Source organism: Labrys sp. KB_33_2 (genome assembly GCF_052114505.1).
Classification (GTDB): Bacteria; Pseudomonadota; Alphaproteobacteria; order Rhizobiales; family Labraceae; genus Labrys.
This window is the reverse complement of record NZ_JBFREW010000028.1, coordinates 16,960-37,579: the sequence shown is the minus strand read 5'-3', so window position 1 is coordinate 37,579 and position 20,620 is coordinate 16,960. Positions and strand designations below refer to the sequence as shown.

The window sequence follows — 20,620 nt, the reverse complement described above, 5'->3', positions numbered from 1 at the left end:
TCGTAGTGGGAGAAAAAGAGGACCTTCTGCACGATGGACAGAAAGTCCGGCACCTTGCCTAGTTTGCAAACAGCGTCTGCAATTGCTGCATCATCTGCTCGGGCGTCGCCGCGCCCGTCAGGGCCTGCTGCATGTTGGTCTGCCAGGCCGTGTTGACGAATTCGGTCGTGGCTGGCGTCTGCGGCAGCACCGAGGCGAAGGGCAGCGACTGCACGGTGACATCCACGAAGCGCCGCTGGTGCAGGGTCCAGTTGGCCGAACCCGACTTGGTCACCGTCATCTGGCCCGTGGCCTTGTTGAACTCGACATTGTTCTGTCCCTCCGCCAGGAAGGAGATCCATTTCCAGGCAGCGTCCTTCACCTGCGAGGAAGAGAAGAGCGCCAGCGATTCATCGCCATAGGAGGTCCACTGCTTGCCGTTGCAGGCTGGAGCGGGGACCGCCGAAACCTTGTCGCCCAAGGCTTTGACGAGGTCGTTGGACGAGCCGACATGGTGGATGGTCATCGCGGTCTTTCCGGCCTTGAAGGCCGCAATGATTTCCTGGAAGCCGTCATTCGGCGCAGAGGGCGGAATCGACTTGTCTTCCCGGAACATGTCGACCAGCCATTTGTTGGCGGCAATCGCCTCCGGCGTGGTCAGGCCGCCCGGCTCGAGCTTGGCGCCCTTGGAAAAGACGAAGGTGCCCCACTGATCCCAGCCGCCCTTGCCGCCGCGCAGGCCGAAGCCATAGGTGTCCGGCGCCTTGGTGAGCTTCTTGGCGTCCTCGCGGAACTCGTCGCAGGTTTTGGGCGGCTCGAGCCCGGCAGCTTTGAACAGGTCCGTGCGATAATAAAGATAGAGAACGACATATTGGATCGGCAGGTAATATTGCTTGCCGTCCGGTCCCTTGTTGAGATTGAGGAGATTGTCGAGCAGGTCCGCCTTGCCGGGCCAGGCATCGATGCGTTCGCCGATCGGCTCCAGGGCTCCCATCTCGACGAGGCGGGGCTGGGCGAACAGCTTCACCATGGCGGCGTCGGGCGCATTGCCGCCGACGATCGCCGTGTAGAGATTGTCGTAATAGGAGTTCCACGGCACGTTTTCGGCTTCGACCTTGATGCCGGGATTGGCCGCCTCGAATTTCTTGATGAGGTCATCCATCGGGTTGGCCGGATTATCGAAATGATACCAGAAGCGCACGGTCTGCGCCTTGGCCGCCCCGAGCATCATGCTGGCGCTCAGGGCACAGGCGACACCGAGCGCCTTCAGCATTTTCTTCAGTCCTGTCCTCATCATTTCCTCCCGAAGAATGTGTTTTTGGTGCCGGTTCACGCCGGCTTGATCATTGACTTTGCCGCTTGGGCCGCGGTCTTGAGGGCGTTGCGGGCCGCGCTCAGCCCGGCGCTCATCTGCAAAAATCCGTGCGTCACACCCTTGACGATGTGTATGTCGGCCTGCCGCCCCACCGATCGCAGGCGCGCCGCCAGGTTGAGCGTGTCGGACAAGAGCGGATCGATCTCCGCGGCCAGAAGGAAGAGGGGCGGCAGACCACGTAATGCCTCGTCACTGGCATGAAGGGGCGAGGCGAGCACCGTCTGGCGTGCCTTCGGGGCGGGCAGATACCAGTTCCAATAGCGCTGCATCCGCGCCGTGGTCAGGCCAGGACCGTCGGCAAAACGTCGATAGGAGGGTGTCTCGAAATCAGCGTCGTAGACGCCGTAGAAGAGCAGGGCACCGTCGGGCAGGCTGCGTCCGTCGGCCTGGCGATGAAGCATGGCGGCGAGCGCCAGATTGGCGCCGGCCGAGTCGCCCGCCAGCAGCAGCGGACCTGGACGGATGCCGAGTGCAACGGTGTGATCGAAAACGCGGCCGATACAGGCGATCACGTCGTGCAGCCCCGCCGGGAAGGGATGTTCCGGGGCCAGGCGGTAATCGGGCAGGAGAACGGGCAGGCCGGTCTCGATGGCAAGAACCCGGGCGCAACGCTCATGGGTCTGCGGGCTGCAGAAGGCAAAGCCGCCGCCATGGACGAAGATCAGTGCACCGGCTCCCGCCTCCGGTGGGATAAGCACCTTGACGCGGCAATCGGCTGACGAGAATGTCGGATCCGCAGGAACGACGAAGTCGCCCGTAAAGGCCATTGCCGGCAGGTCGCGGTTCCAACGCTGGTTGAGTTGCGCGGCAAGGGCCCGACCCTCTGCCGGCGGCAGCAGCGTCGTATCCGGCTGCGGGCCGATTTCATCGTCAATGGCGGCCAGGAGGCGTGCCAGTTCCGGATCGAGCTGGCCGGGCAGCTGTTCGACCGCCGTATCAGGGATTGGGGCATTCATTGCCCCGCTCCAGGAAAAACGTTGGGCCCGAAATCGACGATGGTCGCGATATGATGCTCGAGAGAGGTCACGGCCGCGGCGCTGTTGCCGGCCTCGATTGCGCCTACCAGCGGCCGATGACGCTGGGCCGTGAGCACGAGATCGCGCTGGCCTTGCGTGCGCGAAATCTTGAAGCGATGGTTGTGGATCAGGCAGCGATGCAGGATCGGATCCAGGGCGGGCAGGTCTGCATCGTGGAATAGACGGCGGTGGAAGTCGCGGTCGAAGGCGGCGAGCCCCATCTCGTCATCCTCCCGCGCGGCCTCCTCCATGGCCTCGACCAGTGCCTTCAGATCGGAAAGCAGGCCGCGGCTGGGGTTGCGCAAGGCGCGCAGCACGCCGGCACATTCGATCTGCTTGCGGACGCGGAACATCTCGACGGCTTCGTCCGCCGTGCAGTCTGAGACCTGCGTGCCGCGATGGCCGCGCCGGTGCACCAGCCCTTCCTCCTGAAGCTGCAGCAGGGCCTCCCGCACCGTGCCCTGGCTGCAGCCGAAACGGGCGGCAAGTTCCAGTTCCACCAGGGGTTCGCCGGGAGCGAGTTCGCCGAGCATGATGTCGTGCTTGAGGGCGTCGAAGGCGATCGCCGAGCGGGCGACAGGGCCCGGCCGGCCGCCCTTGGCGCGCAATGCCGGGTCGAAACGCCGAGATGCTGGCCGCTCGCTCATGTCTCCCCCTTGTGCTGGCGCCATCTTGAGAGTGTTCGCATACCTCTTGCAATTATCATTATTGATATTGATAATCAGGTCAAGAGCTGGAATGGCCTCGCTTGTCGCAGGCAGTATCGGGGGAAAACGCAATGGCGGGCATTGGCCTCAGGGATATTCGCAAATCTTACGGCACCCATACGGTGATCCATGGTGTCGACCTCGATATCGCCGAAGGCGAATTCCTCGTACTGGTCGGTCCTTCGGGTTGCGGCAAATCCACCTTGCTGCGCATGGTCGCCGGGCTCGAAGAGATCACCGGTGGAGAGATGCGCATCGGGGACAGGGTGGTGAATGCGCTTACGCCCGCAGAGCGCAACATCGCCATGGTATTCCAGGATTACGCGCTCTATCCGCATATGACGGTCGCCGAGAACATGGGATTTGGGCTGCGCATGCGCGACCAGAACCCGCAAATGATCGACCAGCGCGTGAGACAGGCCGCTGAAACCCTGAAACTGGCACCCTTGTTGGAGCGTCGACCGGGGCAATTGTCGGGAGGGCAACGTCAGCGTGTCGCCATGGGGCGGGCCATCGTTCGCGATCCTCAGGCTTTCCTGTTTGACGAACCGCTTTCAAATCTCGACGCTGGCTTGCGGGTGGAGATGCGCCTTGAGATCGCAAAGCTCCACCGTCGCATCCAGGCAACCACGGTCTATGTCACGCATGACCAGGTCGAGGCGATGACCCTGGCCGACCGTATCGTGGTGATGAATGCGGGCCGCATGGAACAGGTCGGCCCTCCGCTCGAACTTTATCACCATCCGGCAAGTCTGTTTGTCGCGCGCTTTATCGGCAGTCCGACCATGAATACCGTGGAGCTGCAGCTGAATGGTGATGGCGAGCTCTCGGTCGGTAGCGCCAAAATTGTCCTGCCATGGCTGTCGCTAGCTCCCGGAACGTCCGTCATCCTCGGCATTAGGGCGGAAGACCTTTCACCCTGCGATGCTTCCCAAGCCTGGTTCACCGGCGAATTAACCATGGTCGAACGTCTCGGCGGACAGACTTTCGGTTATCTCGATCATGGCAGTGACCGGATGATTACGGTCGAATTTCCGCGGCACAGCGCCGTGAAAGTGGGGGATAGGGTTTCCGTAAGGGGCGAGGGGGATGCCCTGCATCTTTTCGATGGGAGCAGCGGCACACGGCTAAAGCCGGACTGACCGGTTACCTGGTCTTCCCGCTCCAGAATCTCGAACCAAATTGCAGCAATTCCTGTTGGCGCGGGATTCCGACAATCCGGCATCCTGCTCGGTATGGGGCAACAATGAGGGCTGGCGGCTAACCCCGACGGAAGCGTCCAGCAAATAGAGCGCGCGTTTGACCATGGCGGGAGCAAAACTTTGCGCGTAAGGATCCGGGCGAAAAGCGGCGAAGGTTGCCTATCGGATGCCAGGTGGAAGGGCCTTTCTCAGCAAGCGCCGTGAGGCTCGACAAGCGACCCTGTAGATAATGCTCGGGCCTTCCACTTGGGTACCTGAAATCTTGCCCTCTTCCGCCTCTAGGCTTCTTGCAGCTTGATATTTTGGCTGCTTGAAAAAAGGCACGATCGTCTTTTTCGGTCTTGGATTTGAGATTACGAACGGAATTCACGCAGTTGGGGCCAATTCGGCTCCGTTACGGCGTGGGGAAAAGTCGGCTAATCTGCCTCGCTGGATCAGCTATTCGCTGATAACGTGCCAGACACCGCCGATGCCGTCGCCGGTCTTGTCGCCCTTCTTCTTGTCTGGCGCGTAGAAATAGACTGGTTTGCCGTCATAGCTCCATTGCAGTGAACCATCCGTCCGCTTTACGGCTGCCCAGCCTTCGCCCATTTTCTCGCCAGCCTTGGCGACATATGGAGGCCACTTTGCCGCGCAGCCGCCATAGCACGACGGCTTGCCACCGGTGTCCTTGTCAAAGACGTATATCGTCATACCGTTTCTGGCCGTCAGCGTCGTTGCGGCGCTCGCCTCTGGGGCCAATGGCAGAGACAACATTAGCAAAGATGTGGCGAGAGCGAGTAAGGTCTTCATCGAATGACTCCTCCGTGGAGTGGTCCGTTTTTTTCGGGCCGCTTCCTCTCAAATATCAAGGACGTCCATAAACACCGCAGATACGCTTTTATTCATAGGCGTCGGCTGTTTCGGTGGGTGACGCGCGTTTCGTCAAGTAAAGCCGGGAAAGAAATCGACCCTGATGCGAGACCTGGCGATTCCAAGCTGTCTTAGAGCGTCCTGGAAACCGACAACCATCTCGCGCGGCCCCGAGATGTAAAAGATACGCTCGCGGAAATCCGGGATTTCGCGCTTGATCAAAGCCTCGCCAATCTTCCGCCGAACCGAAGGACGCGTCAGCGAAAATTCTAAGGCCTGGTCGGAAGCGCAAGCTCGTGAGCGTGATATGTATGGGAGTGGAGCGTCTCGATCCGCAGAGCTTGCGGTGCTCTGGAGTTCGATCGCTCGACCTATCACTACCGGTCACGCAAACCCGACCAGGCCGGCATCGCAGCCCGGATCAAGGAGTTCTGCCAGACACGGGTCCGGTATGGTTACAGGCGTGTCCATGTCATGCTCCAGCGCGAGGGCTGGAGCATCAACATCAAGAGAACCATAGATTTACAATGAGTTGGGGCTGCAGCTCAGGAACAAGACATCCAAGCGCAGGGTCAAGGCGAAGCTTCGCGACGACCGCGCGCCCGAACGATGTCTGGGCGATGGACTTCGTCCATGATCAATTGGCGACCGGCAAGAAAATCCGCATTCTGACCGTCGTTGATACCTTCTCGCGTTTCTCGCCGGTGGTCGACCCCAGGTTCAGCTACCGGGGAGAAAACGTGGTCACCACACAGGAGCGCGTCTGTGCCAAGGTAGGTTATCCCAAGACGATAAGGGTTGATCAGGGCTCGGAATTCGTCTCGCGAGATTTGGATCTCTGGGCCTATGCCAAGGGCGTCACGCTGGACTTCTCGCGGCTCGGCAAGCCCACGGACAACGCCTTTATAGAGGCTTTCGATGGGAAGTTCCGCACCGAGTGCCTGAACACGCATTGGTTCCTGTCGCTTGCAGATGCTGCCGAAAAGATGGAAGATTGGCTCAGATACTACAATGAGGTTCGGCCGCACGGTGCGATAGGCCATAAGACCCCGATCTCGTTGCAGAACTCCGGTGGTGCCCCCAAATGGGCGCGGATCAAACAGACCCTGCACTAACTTCAAACCGGACCAGTCATTGGGATCCGGCCACCTTTACGACAGAGTCATCGCAGTTAATTCGATCTGATCGAGACGTTTTTCTATGCATGACAGCGGACACTAATTGGCGGTTACCAATCGCGACCACCGCCGCACCAGATAATTGTGCTCGTCCATCGTCGTGTTCCAAACGGCGATCGAATTGGCGCGCTGCCGGTAGGATCCACCAACGCGCGCGGATCCGGCCTGGATGGTGATGGTTCCGTCCGGACCGGGCAACTCAGTCTGTGTCGGCAGGCCCTCATACCAGTAGGCCCACTCGTCTGGTGTCAGATAAGCCCGAACGCGGGCGGGGATGGACATGTAATAGCCCTGGCGTGCCATCACCGCGCCTGGCCAGCCGGACAGCCACCAGTTCAGATAGTCATAGGCGACGTCGAGCATGCGCCCCGATAGGTTGCTCGAAAGGCACAGGCCGCCGTGCCAGGCTCGATAGCCTTCGCGGGGCACGGCCTCCATCACCGGCACGTTGCAATGGCGCAGGGCGGTGATGCCGGGGGACCACATGCTCTGGATGACGACACCGCCATCGCGCATCAGGCCGGCGGCTTCCGCCGCGGTCTTCCAGAAACCGGCGAAAAAGCCGGCCTTGCGCCGTTCGATCAGGATGCCCAGCAGAGTGTCGATCTCCTCGGTCGACATGTTGCCGATATCCTCGAAGCTCATCAATCCCAGCGATTGGGCGGCGAGAGCCGCGTCGAAAACACCGATCGCCGGCTCATCGACCAGAGCTGCCTTGCCATGCCAGTGCTCGTCGAGCAGGGCACCCCAGGAGACGATCTGCTCGGCATCGCCATTGGCGAGATCTGGTCGGAAAGCGAAGGAATCGAAATTATGGGTGGTCGGCAGCATCGAAAGCCAGCGCGACGGCGTCGGGCCCAAGGCACGGTTGGGCTGGACGAAGAGTTTGGTCACGGGGGCATCGCCGAAACCGACGCGGGCCCCTGGATCGAGCCGACCTGTCTTGGTCAGGTCGGTGATTTCGCCCCAGAGCGGGATGCGCGTGAGATCGATGGGTTGGATGGCGCGCCAATACCAGACGATGTCGAGGTTGTGGAAACACTGGTCATAGACATCATAGCTGCCCGGCTCTGCCGCCGCCTTGTGCTGGGTGGTGATGAAGTCCTGGGTATCGAAGACGACATTGATCCCCAGATCGGCTTCTGCCCTGAGGCGCAGTTCCTCCAGATGCGAAATCTCGGTTCCCAATACCCGCAGGGTCGGCCGTTCCGTGAGATGCAAGGCGGGTGCCGAGAACTTTTCTTCCGATGCTGCCCCCTTCATGGGGAGCTCGGATAACGGAGCTGAGACAATGGCATTCGAAATCGCTTGATCATGATTGTTGCGACACTGGAGCCGCCAATCTGTTGAAGGCTGCCAGGGAGCGCCGGATCAAGCTGGAATCGAGGTCATCCACGATGAAAACGATGCGCGAGCGTCGATCGCCATCGGGCCAGGCCTGCATATGCACGGGTGTATGCACCAGATGCTGCACCCCGTGGATTGCCACCGGGGCACTCTCGCCCGCAAGGTTGAGCATGCCCTTCACCCGCAGGATGCGATCGCCATGCCGGTTGAGGAGCATGGTCAGCCAGATGCCGAAGGCCGTCCAGTCGAGCGGTTCATCGACCGTGACCACGAAGGAGCGGATACGCTCGCCATGCCGCGTACGGTCGCCTGAACCATGTTCGTGCCCGGGCTGGCTGGTTGTTTCGGGGGTGAGCGGATCGTCGCTTTGAAAGGTCTGGCGGAACCATTCGCGGGTCGAGCGCTCCGGTTGGCCTGCAGCAGCGAAGTCATTTTGACTGAACAGAGCCGGGGCGTCGAAATCCCGCTCGGCCGACCGCAGGATCGGTGCATCCGGATTGAAGCGCCGAAGTCGATCGAGGAGCCGGGCAATTGTCACTTCGTCGACGATATCGGTCTTGGTGAGCACGAGCCGGTCGGCGATCGCGGCCTGGCGTGTCGACTCAACATGGTTCTCGAGCTGGAACTGGCCGTTCACTGCATCCACCGTTGCAATCACCGTGCCCGGCCGGAAATGATGCCGCAGGACGGGATCTGCCTTGATGGTCGACAGGATCGGGAAGGGATCGGCCAGGCCGGTGCTTTCAATCACCAGCCGGTCGAAGGGTGGAATGTCGCCACGCGCCCGCTTGGCATGGATATCGCGGATCGCCTGGGCCAGTTCGCCGCGTATCGTGCAGCATAAGCACCCCGACGGCAGCAGCACCATGGTCTCGTCGATGGGTTCGAGTAGATGGTGGTCGAGCCCGATTTCACCGAATTCGTTGATCAGCACGGCCGTGCGCGCCATGGCCGGGTCCGCCAGCAGCCGCCGCAACAACGTCGTCTTGCCCGAACCGAGGAAGCCGGTGAGGAGGTGGACCGGGGTGAAGGCCGGGACGTCATCCGCCATGGCGCTTCTCCATGGCCTCGATCACCGGCAGGGAGAGCGGATCGCAGGCGCGCCGGGCCAGCCTTTCGGCCGCGGGCCACAGATGGCCGAGATCGTCGATGATCTCGGTCTTGCCGGTTTTCGTCGACAGCAGGAAGGAAGCGCCCTGCCAATCGGAGAGGGTCATGCCGAAGGGTTCCAGAACCTGGCAGGCAATGCGCACGCGGTTCATGCGCTCACGGCGGCGATCGATTCTGTCGCCATTGCGCGTGAAGACGCCCGGCCGGGCCACCGCATCGGCCCAGTGCTCATTGCCACCCAGAATGCCGCAGAGCGAACACATGCAGATCTTCCCCGTTGCGGCGCATTTTTTCGACTTGAAAGGGCTGTCGCCCTTTCCCGACAGCATGGATGGCCGGGCCCACGATAGGGGACCCGGCCTCCCTCGTCACTTCTTGCGCGGGAAGCGGCGGGCGAAATCGTCGGCCATTTCGTTCATGGTGACGAACTTGACGCCGGGATGCTTGGCCATATGCGCATAGAGGCGCTCCAGCATCATCAGGACCTGCGGGCGGCCCGAGACGTCGGGATGGATGGTGATCGGGAAGACGGCATAATCCATCTCGCGATAGACCCAGTCGAACTGGTCGCGCCAGAGCTGCTCGATATCGTGCGGGTTGACGAAGCCGTGACTGTTGGGCGCCTTCTTGATGAACATCATCGGGGGCAGATCGTCGAGATACCAGGAAGCCGGGATTTCGATCAGGTCGGTTTCATGCCCCCGCTTCAGCGGCACCATCCAGTCCTTCGGCTTGCCGGAATAATCGATCTTGGTCCAGGAATCGCCGACGCGCACATAATAGGGCGTGAAGTCGTTGTGCATGAGCGAATGGTCGTATTTGATGCCGCGCTCGAGCAGCAACTCATTGGTGACGTTGGAAAATTCCCACCACGGTGCCACATAGCCGGTGGGACGCTTGCCGGAGAGCTTGGTGACGAGATCGATGCATTTGTCGAGAATCTCGATCTCCTGTTCGCGCGTCATCGCGATCGGGTTTTCATGGGTGTAGCCATGGATGCCGATTTCATGGCCGGCGTCGGCAACGGCCTGCATCTGCTCGGGAAAGGTCTCGATCGAGTGGCCTGGAATGAACCAGGTCGTCTTGATGCCGAAGCGTTCGAACAGCTTGACCAGGCGGGGCGAGCCGACCTCGCCGGCGAAAAGGCCGCGCGAGATGTCGTCCGGCGAATCCTCGCCGCCATAGGAACCGAGCCAGCCGGCGACCGCATCGACGTCGACGCCGAAGCCGCAGAGTATTTCCTTTGCCATGGGTGAGGTCTCCTCATTTCATGTTGAAATCGATGTTTTCTTGAAAGAATGGTCTGTCAGGCGGCTGGAATGACGGTCGCCTCGGCGGCATTCCAGGCCAGCACGACTTCACCGCCGGGAGCGAAGAGGCCCGGCGGGTATTTTTCGACATGCGCTTCCAGGGAGATCGCCCGGCCTCCCGGAAGCTCGACGGACAGATGCGAGATGTGCCCGACGACATCGAGGCGACGGACGGTCGCGGCGATGGTATTGCCCATCTCGGTGACGCGCCCATCCGAGGCCGAACGAACTTCTATGGCTTCGGCCGGGACGACGATCTTGGCGGCACTGCCATTGGCCAGCCTGCCGTTCGCCGTGCCGCGCAGGATTCCAAGCGGGGTATCGACCACCACGCGCCCGTCCTCGACACCGCCAATGGAGCCGTCGAGAATGGTGTTGCGGCCGATGAACTGCGCCACGAAGGGTGTGTTCGGCCTTGTATAGAGTTGGTGCGGCGGGCTGATCTGTTCGACGCGTCCCTGGTTCATCACCACGATGCGATCGGAAAGAGCCAAGGCCTCGGATTGGGCATGCGTGACGAAAACGAAGGTGACGCCCAGCCTTTTCTGCAGGAGCTTCAATTCGTTCTGAATCGCCTTGCGCAGATTGGCATCGAGCGCGCCCAGCGGTTCGTCCAACAGGAGGATATCGGGTTCGACGACGAGGCCGCGCGCCAAAGCGATACGCTGGCGTTGGCCGCCGGAGAGCTTGTCGGGACGCTTGTCGGCGGCATCCTCGAGGCCGAGCGTGTCCAGGATGCGATCGACCTTCGCGTCGCGCTCGGCTTTCGCCAGTCCCTTGACCTCGAGGCCATAGCCGATATTGCGGCGTACGGTCATATGGGGGAAGAGCGCGTAGTTCTGGAAGATCATCGATGTCGGGCGCCGTTCTGGCGGCACGTCGTTGATGCGCGTTCCCCTGATCAGCATGTTGCCGGACGAGATGGATTCGAAGCCGGCGATCATGCGCAAGGTTGTCGTCTTGCCGCAGCCGGAAGGCCCCAGAAAGGCGATGAACTCTCCCTTGGCGACGGCCAGGTCGAAACCGGCGACGGCGGGCGTGCCGTTGTCATAGACCTTGCCGACCTTGATGAGTTCGAGATCGTGGATCATCGCTTCGTGCTCCGCGGGAATGGCAGGGGAGGCGGGCGGAAAGGCGCGCTTTCCGCCCGGATCGTGATCAGGCGTTCAGGAACTCGTCCCATTTCTGAATGAGATGGTCATAGGCATCCGGCCATTGGTGCCAATAGGCGACGTTGGCGGCCCGTTCTGCCAGGCTGCCGCCGTCGCGCAGGTCACCTTCCTTGATGCCGCGCTCGGCTGCGCCGACCCAGGGCTTGCCTTCGTACCAGAAGGCGTATTTTTCCGGTGCCATCTCGCTCTTGATGTTGGTCGTCGGCGAGTAATAGCCCTGTTCGGAAACGGTGATGCCGGGCTTTCCCGAAAGCCAGTAATCGGCATAGGCGGCAACGGCTTCCTTGTTGGTGGAACCGGCGATGAGCGAGGGGCCGATCGCCCAGGCGCGATAGCCTTCCTTCGGGCGGGCATATTTGCAGGCCTTGCCCTGGGCCTTGACCGCCATCACGGCCGGCTGCCAGGCGTCGCACACCACCATCTCGCCGGAAGCGAGGAGATTGACGAGCTCGCCGAAATCACCCCAGAGCGCACGGAACTGCCCATCCTTCTTCTTCGAAACCAGGAATTTCGCAGCCTCGTCGATCTCGGCTTCCGAGGGATTGCCGGGATTCTTGACGGCCGACAGGCCCAGCGAGTTCATGGCCATCACGGCCTGCCCGAAGGCGATCAGGGGGTCGGTGTTGAGGCCGGACTTGCCCTTCCATTTGGGATCGAAGATCGCCTCCCAGGTGTTGGCCTCCTCATCCGACAGGACGTCCGGATTATAGCCGATGGAGTCGTAATTATAGACGGCCGGCACCATCCAGAGCTGGCTATGGGCATCGTCCTGCCAGATCTGGCCGGTGATCTGGGCCTTGGGATCCCATTTGTCGCTCGGCTTGGTGAAAGTATCGCGGATATTGGCCCAGTTCTTCAGCGACGAGGCGGCGATCGGCGCGACATTGTTGGTCATCACCACCGATGGCAGGCGTTCGGCGATCACTTCCCAGCAATCATAGTCCTTCGAACCCGACAAGATCTTGGTCTGGGCATCGGGGAAGGTCGCGGCCGTGCCCGAGGTCGTGCCCACGCCGGAGGCGGCCTTGAACTCGGCCAGGATGCGTTCCTGCACCGTCACGGACAGGCCGATCGTGCGCAGGCTCTCGCTCGCCAGGCCAGTACCTTGCGCCCAGGCGGCCCGGGAGGAGAGGAACGGCGTGCCGCCGCCCAGTGCCAGGGCCATCATTCCCGCGGATCGCTTCAACAAAGAGCGGCGCGTCATCTCGCTTCGGTCAGACATCGTTCCTTCTCCGGTTCTGGTTATTTGCTTTTGTTTCAGTAGCGACCCACCAGCAGGCCGCCATCGACCACCAGCGTCTGGCCCGTGAGGTAGCGAGCGCTGGAAGAGGCTAGGAAAACGATCACGTCGGCGATCTCTTCGGGCTCGCCGATGCGGCCCATGGGAATGAAGGCGCCGGCGATCTCCGCGCCCTCGGGACCGAGGGAATGCTCCTTGGAGAGGAGCTGGGCGGTGCGGATGTACCCGGGTGCCACGCCATTGACCCGCACTCCGTCGCGGGCGACCTCGACGGCGAGGCCCCGCACCAGGCCGACGACACCGGCCTTGGCCGAGGAGTAATGCACATGCTCGTCCCAGCCATAGGCGACGCCCATGATCGAGGAGAGCGCGACGATGGCGCCGGATCTGCGGGCGCGCATGCCGGGCAGCGCTGCCCGCGCCACGCGGAAGATGCCCTTGAGGTCGATATCGAAGGTCAGGTCCCATTTGTCGTCATCGAGCCTGGCGAGCGGCACGCGGTGGGCGATACCGGCATTGGCGACGACGACATCGATGCCGCCGTGACGAGCCTCCACATCGGCGACGAGGGCGTCGGCCTTGTCGGTGGAACGAACGTCGAGCGGCGCGAATTCGGCCGAGCCGCCGGCGGCCTTGATCTCCTCGACGACAGCCTTGCCTTCCGCTTCCAGAATGTCGGTGACCACCACATGGTCGCCGAGCGCGGCGAAGGCCTTTGCGCTGGCGCAGCCGATGCCGATGCCTCCGCCGGTGATCAGGACGATGCGTGCCTTCGTCATGGTGCTGTCTTCTCCCTCTGCTCGTTCACAACATCACGTCGCCGGAATTGGGCCCGAGCGTCTGGCCGACGAAGAGGCTGGCGGCCGGGGAGGCGAGGAAGGCGACGGTGGCTGCCACCTCTTCCGGTTCGCCGAAGCGGCCGAGCGGCAACTCCCTGGCCTTGCGCTCCTTCCAGTCATCCGAGAGCGCTCTCACCAGCGGCGTGTTGATCGGCCCCGGTGCGACGGCATTGACCCGCACGCCGCGGCTCGACACTTCGCGGGCAAGCGATTTGGTCATGCCGATCACGGCGGCCTTGGCACCGGAATAGTGGGCGAGTTCGATCCCGCCGATCTGGCCGAGCTGGGATGCGACATTGATGATGATGCCCGATCCCGTCTCCAGCATCGCCGGCAACACGGCCCGTATCATCAGGAAGGTGCCGCGCACATGCACGGCAAACATGCGATCGAAATCACCGGGTTCGAGCTGTTCGAACAGGCATTGATGGACGTGGCCGGCATTGTTGACGAGCAGGTCCACCGGGCCGAGATGCGTTTTGGCCGCCGTGGCGATGGTCGCGACATCAGCCTCGCTGGAAACATCGCCGGCTGCGGCGACCGCCCTCCCGCCAACCGCCTGGATGGCCTCGGCGATGGCCTGCGCGCGATCCAGCGCCAGATCGTTGACGAGCACGCCATAGCCGTCCGCCGCGAGACGTTCGGCGATGGCCCTGCCGATGCCCGAGCCCGCACCCGTGACGATGGCGGTTTTCTGGCTGGGCATCATGCGTCCTCCTGGATGGCGATGCGCCGGCCGCGCCGGACGGACAGGCCCATCAGGATCGCGTAGACCGCGAGCAGGGCGAACGAGAACAGGGTGGTCAGCACGCCGAAGGCGAAGACATTGGGATGGATCTCGACCGAGAACGTGCCGTAGATCGCCAGCGGCAAAGTGAGGTCGCGCCCCGACGCGAAGAGCGTGCGTGAGAACTCGTCATAGGAAAGGGTGAAGGCGAACAGCATCGCCGACAGGACGCCTGGGAAGATCAACGGGAACGTCACCTTCCGGAATGTGCGGATCGGCGAGACGCCAAGGGACCAGGAGGCTTCCTCGACGCTCTGGTCGAAGCGGTTGAAGATCGCCAGCATGACGAGGAAGGCGAACGGATAGGTGTAGACGACATGGAGGACGAAGGCCGTGCCCCACCAGTGCCGGTCGATGCCGAGGACGTTCGCCACCAGCGCCATACCGAGGCCGACCAGCACGCCGGGCACCATCATGCCAAGGACGATCAGATAGAAGGCGATGCCCGAGCCTCGGAACTTCTTGCGGAAGGCCTGTGCGGATGTCACGCCCAGGACGGTCGAGACCACCATCGTCATGATGGCAAGGACGATCGAACGTCCCAGGCTCTCTTCGATCGGCAGCGGGGCGATGCGGGAGGGCGGTGTCAGGCCGAAGAGATGCCGGTACCAGTAGGTCGACCATTCGATGATCGGGAATTGCGGCCCGCCTTCCGGTCCGGTCTGGAAGGACAGGATCGCCAGCACGACGAAGGGGCCATAGAGAAACAAGAGGAACAGGGCCGTATAGATGGCCAGGACCGGTTTGACGCCGCGTGCCTGCATGGCTCAGAGCTCCTTCCTGAGATCGACGACGCGCAGCAGGGCGGCGACCACGGCTCCCATGACGATCGTCAGGATCACGCCGACCACGGCGGCAAAGGCCCATTTGAGTGAACCGACCTGGGTGACGATGATGTTGCCGAGGAGGTTGACCTTGCGTCCCGACAGGGCCGCGGAGGTGGCGAATTCGCCCAGCACCATCACCGAGACGAAGATCGAGCCGACGACCACGCCGGGCATGGACAGAGGCAGGATGATGGTGCGGAAGATGCGCCAGAAGCCGGCGCCGAGATCGCGCGCCGCCTCGATCACGTTCGGGTCGATCCGGCCGAGCATGAAGGCGATCGGGCCGACCATGAAGACGCAGTAGATCTGCGTCATGCCGATCACCACCGACAGGTCGGAGAAGAGCAGGGCCTCGATCGGCTGCGTGATGATGCCGGCCTTGAGCAGGATCAGGTTGATGGCGCCCTCCTTGCCCAGCATCGGGCGCCAGGCAAGGACGCGGATCAGGAACGAAGTCCAGAACGGGATGACACACAGCACTAGGAGCGCCGTCTGCAGCGCCTTGTTGCGCACGAACAGGCCCACGAACAGGGCCGTGGGGTAGCCGACCACCAGGGTCGCGACCAGTACCGTCAGCCAGATGCGGATCGTGGTCCAGAGGGCCTGGAGATAGGTGTCGCTCGTGAAGAAGGTGGCCCAGCTCTTGGTAGTGAGGATGGGCTCGATCTTGAAGGTGGTCTGCGTCCAGAACGAGACATAGACCATCATCAGGATGGGGACGAGCAGGAAGAGCACCATCCACACGACGCCTGGAGCCAGCAGCCACATTGTCTTGTTGCGGGACCTGCGCGGCGATGCAGCCTGCGGCGCCGCCGCTTCGCTGCCGGGAGGCGTCGTCATCCAGTCGATCTCCGTTCCGGGTCGAGGGTCAGCAAGGGACATGGGCGTTGCTCACGCAAAGAGGAGCGCAAGGTCGCGCTTCCAGACGAGGCCGTAGCGTTCCTGCGGCGCGTAGTCGGCGTGGGGGCGATGGCTGAGATGGGTCTCCACCTCCACCACCTGGCCGCTATCGAGTGCGAAGAAGGAGTTCACGGCCGCGCCGCTATACTCGCTGGCGATGAAGGCAGCCTCGACGCCCACTTCGTCGCTCGCCAGGGCCGACGATGTCGGGCGCACCTGAATGCGGTCATAGCGGACGGCATAGGCGGTTTTCCCGCCTGCGAGGCGCGTGCTTCCCTCAATCGGGAAGCTGCCCGCCGGCCCGACAAAGTCCTCGCCTGAGATCGCCCCTTCGAACAGATTGTAGCAATTGAGGAAACGCGCGACCGAAGGCGCGGCCGGGCGGTTATAGATCGTGTCGGCATCCGCCGACTGGGCGATACGGCCGCGGTCGAGCACCAATACGATGTCGCCCATCGCCAGCGCTTCGGATTCACTGCCGGTGACATGCAGGAAGGTGACGCCGAGGCGCTCGCGGATGCTCCTGAGCTCCGCCCGCATCCGGGCCCGCAGATTGGCATCGAGGGCGCCCAGCGGCTCGTCGAGCAGCACCAGGCGCGGTTCGGTCACGAGCGTGCGCGCCAATGCCACGCGTTGGCGCTGACCGCCTGAGATCTGGGCAACGCCGCGATCCTCCAGGCCGGCCAGGCCGACCAGTTCGATCATCTCCCCGACCTTGCGGCGAATGGCGGCGCGATCGGTCAGTACGGCGACTTCGCGGTTTTCAAGGCCGTAGGCGATGTTCCCGGCAACGGAAAGATGAGGGAACAGGGCGAAGTTCTGGAAGACGAAGCCGATGCCACGCCGATGGGCCTGGACATTGTCGACGGGGCGGCCACCGAGGGCAACGCTGCCCTGGTCAGGGTCTTCGAAACCGGCGATCACGCGCAGGAGTGTCGTCTTGCCCGAACCGCTAGGCCCCAGAAGCGATACATAGGTATTGTCGGGAATGGCGAGGTCGATACCGTCCAGCGCTTGCAGGTCGCCATACGACTTCCTGACGCCGGAGAGACGAAGTACATCTGCCAAACGAGCCTCCCAGGACATATTAGGCCACACCAATACCTTGCCATTCCTGAGAATAGCATGAATCATCAGCAGCATAATTTAAGGTGATAAATATTAATTGGTCGCAATACGTCTGCGCCCAACATAATATCAATCAGATTTCTTAATTCAGTTCGCCTCTGCATTGCTTCTTCGGCAATGAGTGCTTGGATCTTAGTTCAATCGATTTTTGTATGCAACAATCTTTTTTGTGCATCGGGTGCTTAAATTACGAGCGGATCCGGAATTTGGATCCTTGACGAGAGATGGCCGAAGTTTGCGTAATTCTTTAGGGAATTGGCTATTTAAGCGAGTTTTTTGCGTCTTTCGACAGCGCATGTTTCGTTTAGCAAAGATGGTGGATGGCAAGGGAGGAGCGGAAGCTGGAGGAGGGCGGAAGTGCCCAGGGGGTGGAATTTGCGATAAATTTCGCTTGAAATTGATGAAAATGGACTCTCCCTAAGAAAAATTGCACTATGGTATTCAAAGATCATTTATCCGAATATAGGACAGGTTGTGTCAAACGCGTTAGACACGGGCAGTTCGAGCGGCGGTCTGCGATGACGCCCGCAAGGAGGTCCGTTTACGGCATGCCATTGTCCAAGCCTCGCCAGACCGCCCAGCGGCGCTACGAAATTGTCGAAGACGTCTTGCGTACCAATATCGCCGACGGGCTGCTGCCACGGGGGCTGGTCCTGCTCGAGGGGCCGATCGCCGAGATCTTTCAGACGTCGCGTGCCCCGGTTCAGAGGGCGCTGCTGCGCCTGGAGGCAGAGCAGCTCATCCATCGCTTCGATGGGCGCGGCTATCTCGTCGGGGCGCCGGGACGGCGCATCGCGCCGGTGCGCACCGATATCAAGACCCTGGGCCTGGTGGTACCCGAGGCCATCGACGAGGCGTTGCAAAGCCGGTCGACCTGGGAACGCATCTACGATTCCATCGAGGCGGATGTCGCGGCCTGTGTCGTATTCGGGCAATATCGCATCATCGAGATCGAGCTGGCGGATCACTTCCATGTCAGCCGCACCGTGGTGCGCGACGTGCTCGGGCGCCTGCAGGAAAGGGGACTGGTGCATAAGAACCAGAGCTCCCATTGGATCGCCGGCCCGCTCACGGCAAAATCGATCAAGGACCGCTTTGCCTTGCGGCGCATCCTCGAGCCTCCTGCCCTGGTGTCGGCGGCGCCGCGCATCGATCGTGCGAGATTGACGGCCCTTCTCGACAGTTTGTCCGAGGCCGAAAGAACCGAATCGGATGCCGACCTGGTCGAGTGGGAGGATCTGGAGACGAAGCTGGTCGAGACCTGCGTGATGGCCACCCCGAACGAAAGGCTGCGTGACCTGATACGGGACAATCTGTTGCCGGTCGTGGCCTCGGAGCGCCTGTTGCGCCAATTAGGCCTGCCGCGTGATCGTATCGCCATTGCCGAATATCGCCTGATCGTCGAATTGCTGACGCGCGGCGCCATCGACGCCGCGGCTGCGATGTTCGATGCTCACCTCGAAGAAGCGAAGAACCGCAATATCGCGCAGATGAAGATTGTCGCGGTGATCCCGGCACCGCAGTCGATCGCATCTTATTTGACCAGGATCGCGGAGTAGGCCTGCGGGCGCAGGCGGAGGATCCATGGCGCTAACTTTGCGGCCGGAGGCGCGGGTAGCGTAGAGGGTCGATCTCGACAGCTCCATCAATTGATGGAGCGAGATCGACCACCTTTGTCCTCTAACTCGCTCGACATTTCCAAGATGGTCGATCTGGAGATCGACCCTCCAAACTGGTGCCACCACCCAAAGTTAGCGCTCATGGGCGGAGGATCTGCCGCTATCTGACGGGTTCTTTCCTGCGAAAGCCTCCTGCAAGTTGTCTCCGTCCTTCGGAGGCGTGAACCACACAGTCATAAACGGGTTGGCCATCCGCGCAGCCGCGGCCCCGAGAACGAGGAAGCGCTCGACTATGACGATGCGATTGCCACTCTCCCCGGGAGCCGATCGACGCCTCGTTCAAGGATGCGATTTTTCCCATTGGATGCGATGGCGCGCTGCAAGAAGATCTCGCGTTTTGGCGAATTGTACATTCCGTCGCTCTGCGCTCCATCCAAGTGCTTCAGCTGCAATGTCCGCAATCGCTGCCAGATCACGTTCGCTCAGACGGCCCGTGATGGCGAGCGTGCTACGCCGCATCACGATGTCCTCGAGTTCAACGACTTTTTCGTAGCGCGCAATCCAGTCGATTTCGCTTAGAGAATAGCTGTTGGTGTCCGTCAGGCGCTGTGCCTGCGGGCCCTCATGGGCGAGGATTGCTCGTGCCGTCGTGCCATAACGCCCGAGCAACTCGGTGGTGCGCATGGCGGATGCACCCGTCGCCTTTGCTGTGTGCTCGATCCAATTGGCACGTGCGGCTGGTTCCGTCGGATAGTCGCGTCCGCCGCCGATCGGAAGGGCCCGCGTATTCAGGCGGCGATTATGGCCAAGACGCCCCAAGACGAGATCGCAGACCTCTTCGGCAAAGCCGCGAAAGGTCGTCCATTTGCCGCCCACCAACGAGATGACCGGGTAGGGACGATCATCGGCGGGTTCGAGCACGGGGGCCGAATGGTCGCGGCTGATCAGCCCGGCGGCCGTACTGCCCGAGGCGGGCAGGGGGCGGATGCCGGAATAGGCGTAGACGATCTGGTCACGCGAAAAGGCAAGGCCGGGCAACAGATCGCGCAGGCTCTTGAGGAAATAGTCGATCTCTTCGTCGTCGCAGCAAACCGTGTCGGGATCGTCAGCGCGAATGTCGGTCGAGCCGACCAGTGCTCGGCCGAGATAGTCGTAGACCAGGCAGATACGTCCGTCATTGGCCTCGAAATAGATCATCCGTCCCTTGAGCGCCGCGATCAACTCGGGATGGTCGAGCAGGATATGGGAGCCCTTGGTGCCGCCGATCAGCCGGGTGGGTGAACCGAGAGCCTGGTTGACGTGATCGATCCAAGGGCCGGCCGCATTGACGACGATCCGTGGGCGAACGGTTCGCTCCCCGCCATCCGGTGTGCGCAGGCCTATGAGGTCGTTCTCGGCCGAGATCATGTTGGTATAGTTCAGGGCCTCTGAGGCTGGATTGGCTGCCGTGCCATCCTGCAGCAACTCCAGCACCAGCCGCTCCGGGCAGGTGACCTTGGCGTCGTAATAGGTGCCGGCGGCGACGATCTTCGGCGTCATCGGCGCGATTTCGCTCAGCGTGCGCCGGCGGGACCACAAGGCATGCCGGGGCATGACGCGGTGGCGGGAGCCATAGAAATCGTAGAGCGCCAGGCCGATCTTGATCAGCACCGCGCCGCGGTTGCGGGGAGCCGTGGTCGAGCCGAACAATGTACGCAGCGCCGCCGGAATACCCTGCAGCCACGAGAAGATCGGGATCACGGTCGGCAGGGGCTCGACCAGATGCGGCGCATTGCGCAGCAGGAGATTGCGTTCCAGCGTCGACTGGGCGACGAGGCGCAATTCCCCGGTCTCCAGATATTTGATGCCGCCATGGATCAGCCGCGACGGGGCGGCGCTGGTGCCCGAGCCGAAATCGGCCTTGTCGGCGATCAGGCAGGTCAGGCCCTGCTCGCAGAGATCGCGAAACAGGCCGGCTCCATTGATACCGGCGCCGAGGATGAGAACGTCAATGTCTTTGGTCATGTCAAATACCGATGGGGGCGCGCCAGAG

18 protein-coding genes and 1 pseudogene are annotated in these 20,620 nt (G+C 61.9%); 3 read left to right on the top strand and 16 right to left on the bottom strand.

What is annotated here, in order from left to right:
* Positions 1–58: 58 nt before the first annotated feature.
* From AB4037_RS32650 to AB4037_RS32640, 3 genes are read right to left on the bottom strand one after another with little or no spacing between them, the layout of a single operon-like run.
* Positions 59–1,273 carry an ABC transporter substrate-binding protein gene (locus tag AB4037_RS32650; protein ID WP_441774367.1) on the bottom strand — a complete coding sequence of 405 codons (1,215 nt, stop codon included), beginning with the start codon at positions 1,271–1,273 and terminating at the stop codon, positions 59–61.
* A gap of 35 nt (positions 1,274–1,308) precedes the next feature.
* Entirely contained in the window at positions 1,309–2,310 is a 1,002-nt protein-coding gene (locus tag AB4037_RS32645) for an alpha/beta hydrolase (protein WP_441774366.1), read from the bottom strand.
* A complete protein-coding gene (locus AB4037_RS32640; protein ID WP_441774365.1) occupies positions 2,307–3,017 on the bottom strand; it encodes a GntR family transcriptional regulator in 711 nt (236 codons plus the stop codon). Before AB4037_RS32640 ends, AB4037_RS32645 begins: the two co-directional genes overlap by 4 nt.
* Before the next feature lie 131 nt (positions 3,018–3,148).
* Between AB4037_RS32640 and AB4037_RS32635 the strand changes: the two genes are divergently transcribed.
* The gene (locus AB4037_RS32635) at positions 3,149–4,219 is read left to right on the top strand and encodes an ABC transporter ATP-binding protein (RefSeq protein ID WP_441774364.1); all 1,071 of its coding nucleotides are present in this window, start codon (positions 3,149–3,151) and stop codon (positions 4,217–4,219) included.
* Positions 4,220–4,717: 498 nt separating this feature from the next.
* Here AB4037_RS32635 and AB4037_RS32630 read toward each other — a convergent pair whose 3' ends face one another.
* The gene (locus AB4037_RS32630) at positions 4,718–5,071 is read right to left on the bottom strand and encodes a COG4315 family predicted lipoprotein (protein ID WP_434961172.1); all 354 of its coding nucleotides are present in this window, start codon (positions 5,069–5,071) and stop codon (positions 4,718–4,720) included.
* Positions 5,072–5,394: 323 nt separating this feature from the next.
* Here AB4037_RS32630 and AB4037_RS32625 point away from each other — a divergent pair.
* Positions 5,395–6,246, top strand: a pseudogene (locus AB4037_RS32625) (IS3 family transposase); the annotation flags it as partial.
* A 102-nt stretch (positions 6,247–6,348) separates the two neighbouring features.
* Here the strand turns inward: AB4037_RS32625 and AB4037_RS32620 are convergent.
* The 11 genes from AB4037_RS32620 to AB4037_RS32570 form a co-directional block, all read right to left on the bottom strand.
* Positions 6,349–7,572 carry an ABC transporter substrate-binding protein gene (locus AB4037_RS32620; RefSeq protein ID WP_441774363.1) on the bottom strand — a complete coding sequence of 408 codons (1,224 nt, stop codon included), beginning with the start codon at positions 7,570–7,572 and terminating at the stop codon, positions 6,349–6,351.
* Positions 7,573–7,621: 49 nt separating this feature from the next.
* Positions 7,622–8,707, bottom strand: coding sequence for a CobW family GTP-binding protein (locus AB4037_RS32615; RefSeq protein ID WP_441774362.1), 1,086 nt, complete (start codon positions 8,705–8,707; stop codon positions 7,622–7,624).
* On the bottom strand, positions 8,697–9,029 hold the full coding sequence (locus AB4037_RS32610; protein ID WP_441774361.1) for a hypothetical protein: 333 nt from the start codon (positions 9,027–9,029) through the stop codon (positions 8,697–8,699). The genes AB4037_RS32615 and AB4037_RS32610 overlap by 11 nt, the downstream gene beginning before the upstream one ends.
* Before the next feature lie 105 nt (positions 9,030–9,134).
* Positions 9,135–10,016: a polysaccharide deacetylase family protein gene (locus AB4037_RS32605; protein ID WP_105865590.1), complete on the bottom strand. Its 882-nt coding sequence runs from the start codon at positions 10,014–10,016 to the stop codon at positions 9,135–9,137.
* Between the two features lie 56 nt (positions 10,017–10,072).
* Positions 10,073–11,167, bottom strand: coding sequence for an ABC transporter ATP-binding protein (locus tag AB4037_RS32600; RefSeq protein ID WP_441774360.1), 1,095 nt, complete (start codon positions 11,165–11,167; stop codon positions 10,073–10,075).
* Between the two features lie 67 nt (positions 11,168–11,234).
* Complete coding sequence (locus AB4037_RS32595; protein ID WP_441774359.1) at positions 11,235–12,470, bottom strand: ABC transporter substrate-binding protein; 1,236 nt, start codon at positions 12,468–12,470, stop codon at positions 11,235–11,237.
* Between the two features lie 35 nt (positions 12,471–12,505).
* Entirely contained in the window at positions 12,506–13,267 is a 762-nt protein-coding gene (locus AB4037_RS32590) for an SDR family NAD(P)-dependent oxidoreductase (RefSeq protein WP_441774358.1), read from the bottom strand.
* Positions 13,268–13,292: 25 nt separating this feature from the next.
* On the bottom strand, positions 13,293–14,036 hold the full coding sequence (locus AB4037_RS32585; RefSeq protein ID WP_434961165.1) for an SDR family NAD(P)-dependent oxidoreductase: 744 nt from the start codon (positions 14,034–14,036) through the stop codon (positions 13,293–13,295).
* Entirely contained in the window at positions 14,033–14,878 is an 846-nt protein-coding gene (locus AB4037_RS32580) for an ABC transporter permease (protein ID WP_441774357.1), read from the bottom strand. Before AB4037_RS32580 ends, AB4037_RS32585 begins: the two co-directional genes overlap by 4 nt.
* A gap of 3 nt (positions 14,879–14,881) precedes the next feature.
* Positions 14,882–15,781 (bottom strand): ABC transporter permease, encoded by a 900-nt coding sequence (locus tag AB4037_RS32575; RefSeq protein WP_441774356.1) that lies wholly within the window; start codon positions 15,779–15,781, stop codon positions 14,882–14,884.
* Between the two features lie 51 nt (positions 15,782–15,832).
* Positions 15,833–16,909 (bottom strand): ABC transporter ATP-binding protein, encoded by a 1,077-nt coding sequence (locus AB4037_RS32570; RefSeq protein ID WP_441774355.1) that lies wholly within the window; start codon positions 16,907–16,909, stop codon positions 15,833–15,835.
* Between the two features lie 608 nt (positions 16,910–17,517).
* Here AB4037_RS32570 and AB4037_RS32565 point away from each other — a divergent pair.
* Complete coding sequence (locus AB4037_RS32565) at positions 17,518–18,528, top strand: GntR family transcriptional regulator (protein WP_434961161.1); 1,011 nt, start codon at positions 17,518–17,520, stop codon at positions 18,526–18,528.
* Positions 18,529–18,927: 399 nt separating this feature from the next.
* Here AB4037_RS32565 and AB4037_RS32560 read toward each other — a convergent pair whose 3' ends face one another.
* A complete protein-coding gene (locus AB4037_RS32560; RefSeq protein ID WP_441774354.1) occupies positions 18,928–20,592 on the bottom strand; it encodes a glycerol-3-phosphate dehydrogenase/oxidase in 1,665 nt (554 codons plus the stop codon).
* Positions 20,593–20,620 lie beyond the last annotated feature (28 nt).

Bases quoted from the DNA above. Each gene is read 5' to 3' on its own strand.
- AB4037_RS32650 (WP_441774367.1), bottom strand. From the start codon at position 1,273: ATGAGGACAGGACTGAAGAAAATGCTGAAGGCGCTCGGTGTCGCCTGT.
- AB4037_RS32645 (WP_441774366.1), bottom strand. From the start codon at position 2,310: ATGAATGCCCCAATCCCTGATACGGCGGTCGAACAGCTGCCCGGCCAG.
- AB4037_RS32640 (WP_441774365.1), bottom strand. From the start codon at position 3,017: ATGAGCGAGCGGCCAGCATCTCGGCGTTTCGACCCGGCATTGCGCGCC.
- AB4037_RS32635 (WP_441774364.1), top strand. From the start codon at position 3,149: ATGGCGGGCATTGGCCTCAGGGATATTCGCAAATCTTACGGCACCCAT.
- AB4037_RS32630 (WP_434961172.1), bottom strand. From the start codon at position 5,071: ATGAAGACCTTACTCGCTCTCGCCACATCTTTGCTAATGTTGTCTCTG.
- AB4037_RS32620 (WP_441774363.1), bottom strand. From the start codon at position 7,572: ATGAAGGGGGCAGCATCGGAAGAAAAGTTCTCGGCACCCGCCTTGCAT.
- AB4037_RS32615 (WP_441774362.1), bottom strand. From the start codon at position 8,707: ATGGCGGATGACGTCCCGGCCTTCACCCCGGTCCACCTCCTCACCGGC.
- AB4037_RS32610 (WP_441774361.1), bottom strand. From the start codon at position 9,029: ATGTGTTCGCTCTGCGGCATTCTGGGTGGCAATGAGCACTGGGCCGAT.
- AB4037_RS32605 (WP_105865590.1), bottom strand. From the start codon at position 10,016: ATGGCAAAGGAAATACTCTGCGGCTTCGGCGTCGACGTCGATGCGGTC.
- AB4037_RS32600 (WP_441774360.1), bottom strand. From the start codon at position 11,167: ATGATCCACGATCTCGAACTCATCAAGGTCGGCAAGGTCTATGACAAC.
- AB4037_RS32595 (WP_441774359.1), bottom strand. From the start codon at position 12,470: ATGTCTGACCGAAGCGAGATGACGCGCCGCTCTTTGTTGAAGCGATCC.
- AB4037_RS32590 (WP_441774358.1), bottom strand. From the start codon at position 13,267: ATGACGAAGGCACGCATCGTCCTGATCACCGGCGGAGGCATCGGCATC.
- AB4037_RS32585 (WP_434961165.1), bottom strand. From the start codon at position 14,036: ATGATGCCCAGCCAGAAAACCGCCATCGTCACGGGTGCGGGCTCGGGC.
- AB4037_RS32580 (WP_441774357.1), bottom strand. From the start codon at position 14,878: ATGCAGGCACGCGGCGTCAAACCGGTCCTGGCCATCTATACGGCCCTG.
- AB4037_RS32575 (WP_441774356.1), bottom strand. From the start codon at position 15,781: ATGACGACGCCTCCCGGCAGCGAAGCGGCGGCGCCGCAGGCTGCATCG.
- AB4037_RS32565 (WP_434961161.1), top strand. From the start codon at position 17,518: ATGCCATTGTCCAAGCCTCGCCAGACCGCCCAGCGGCGCTACGAAATT.
- AB4037_RS32560 (WP_441774354.1), bottom strand. From the start codon at position 20,592: ATGACCAAAGACATTGACGTTCTCATCCTCGGCGCCGGTATCAATGGA.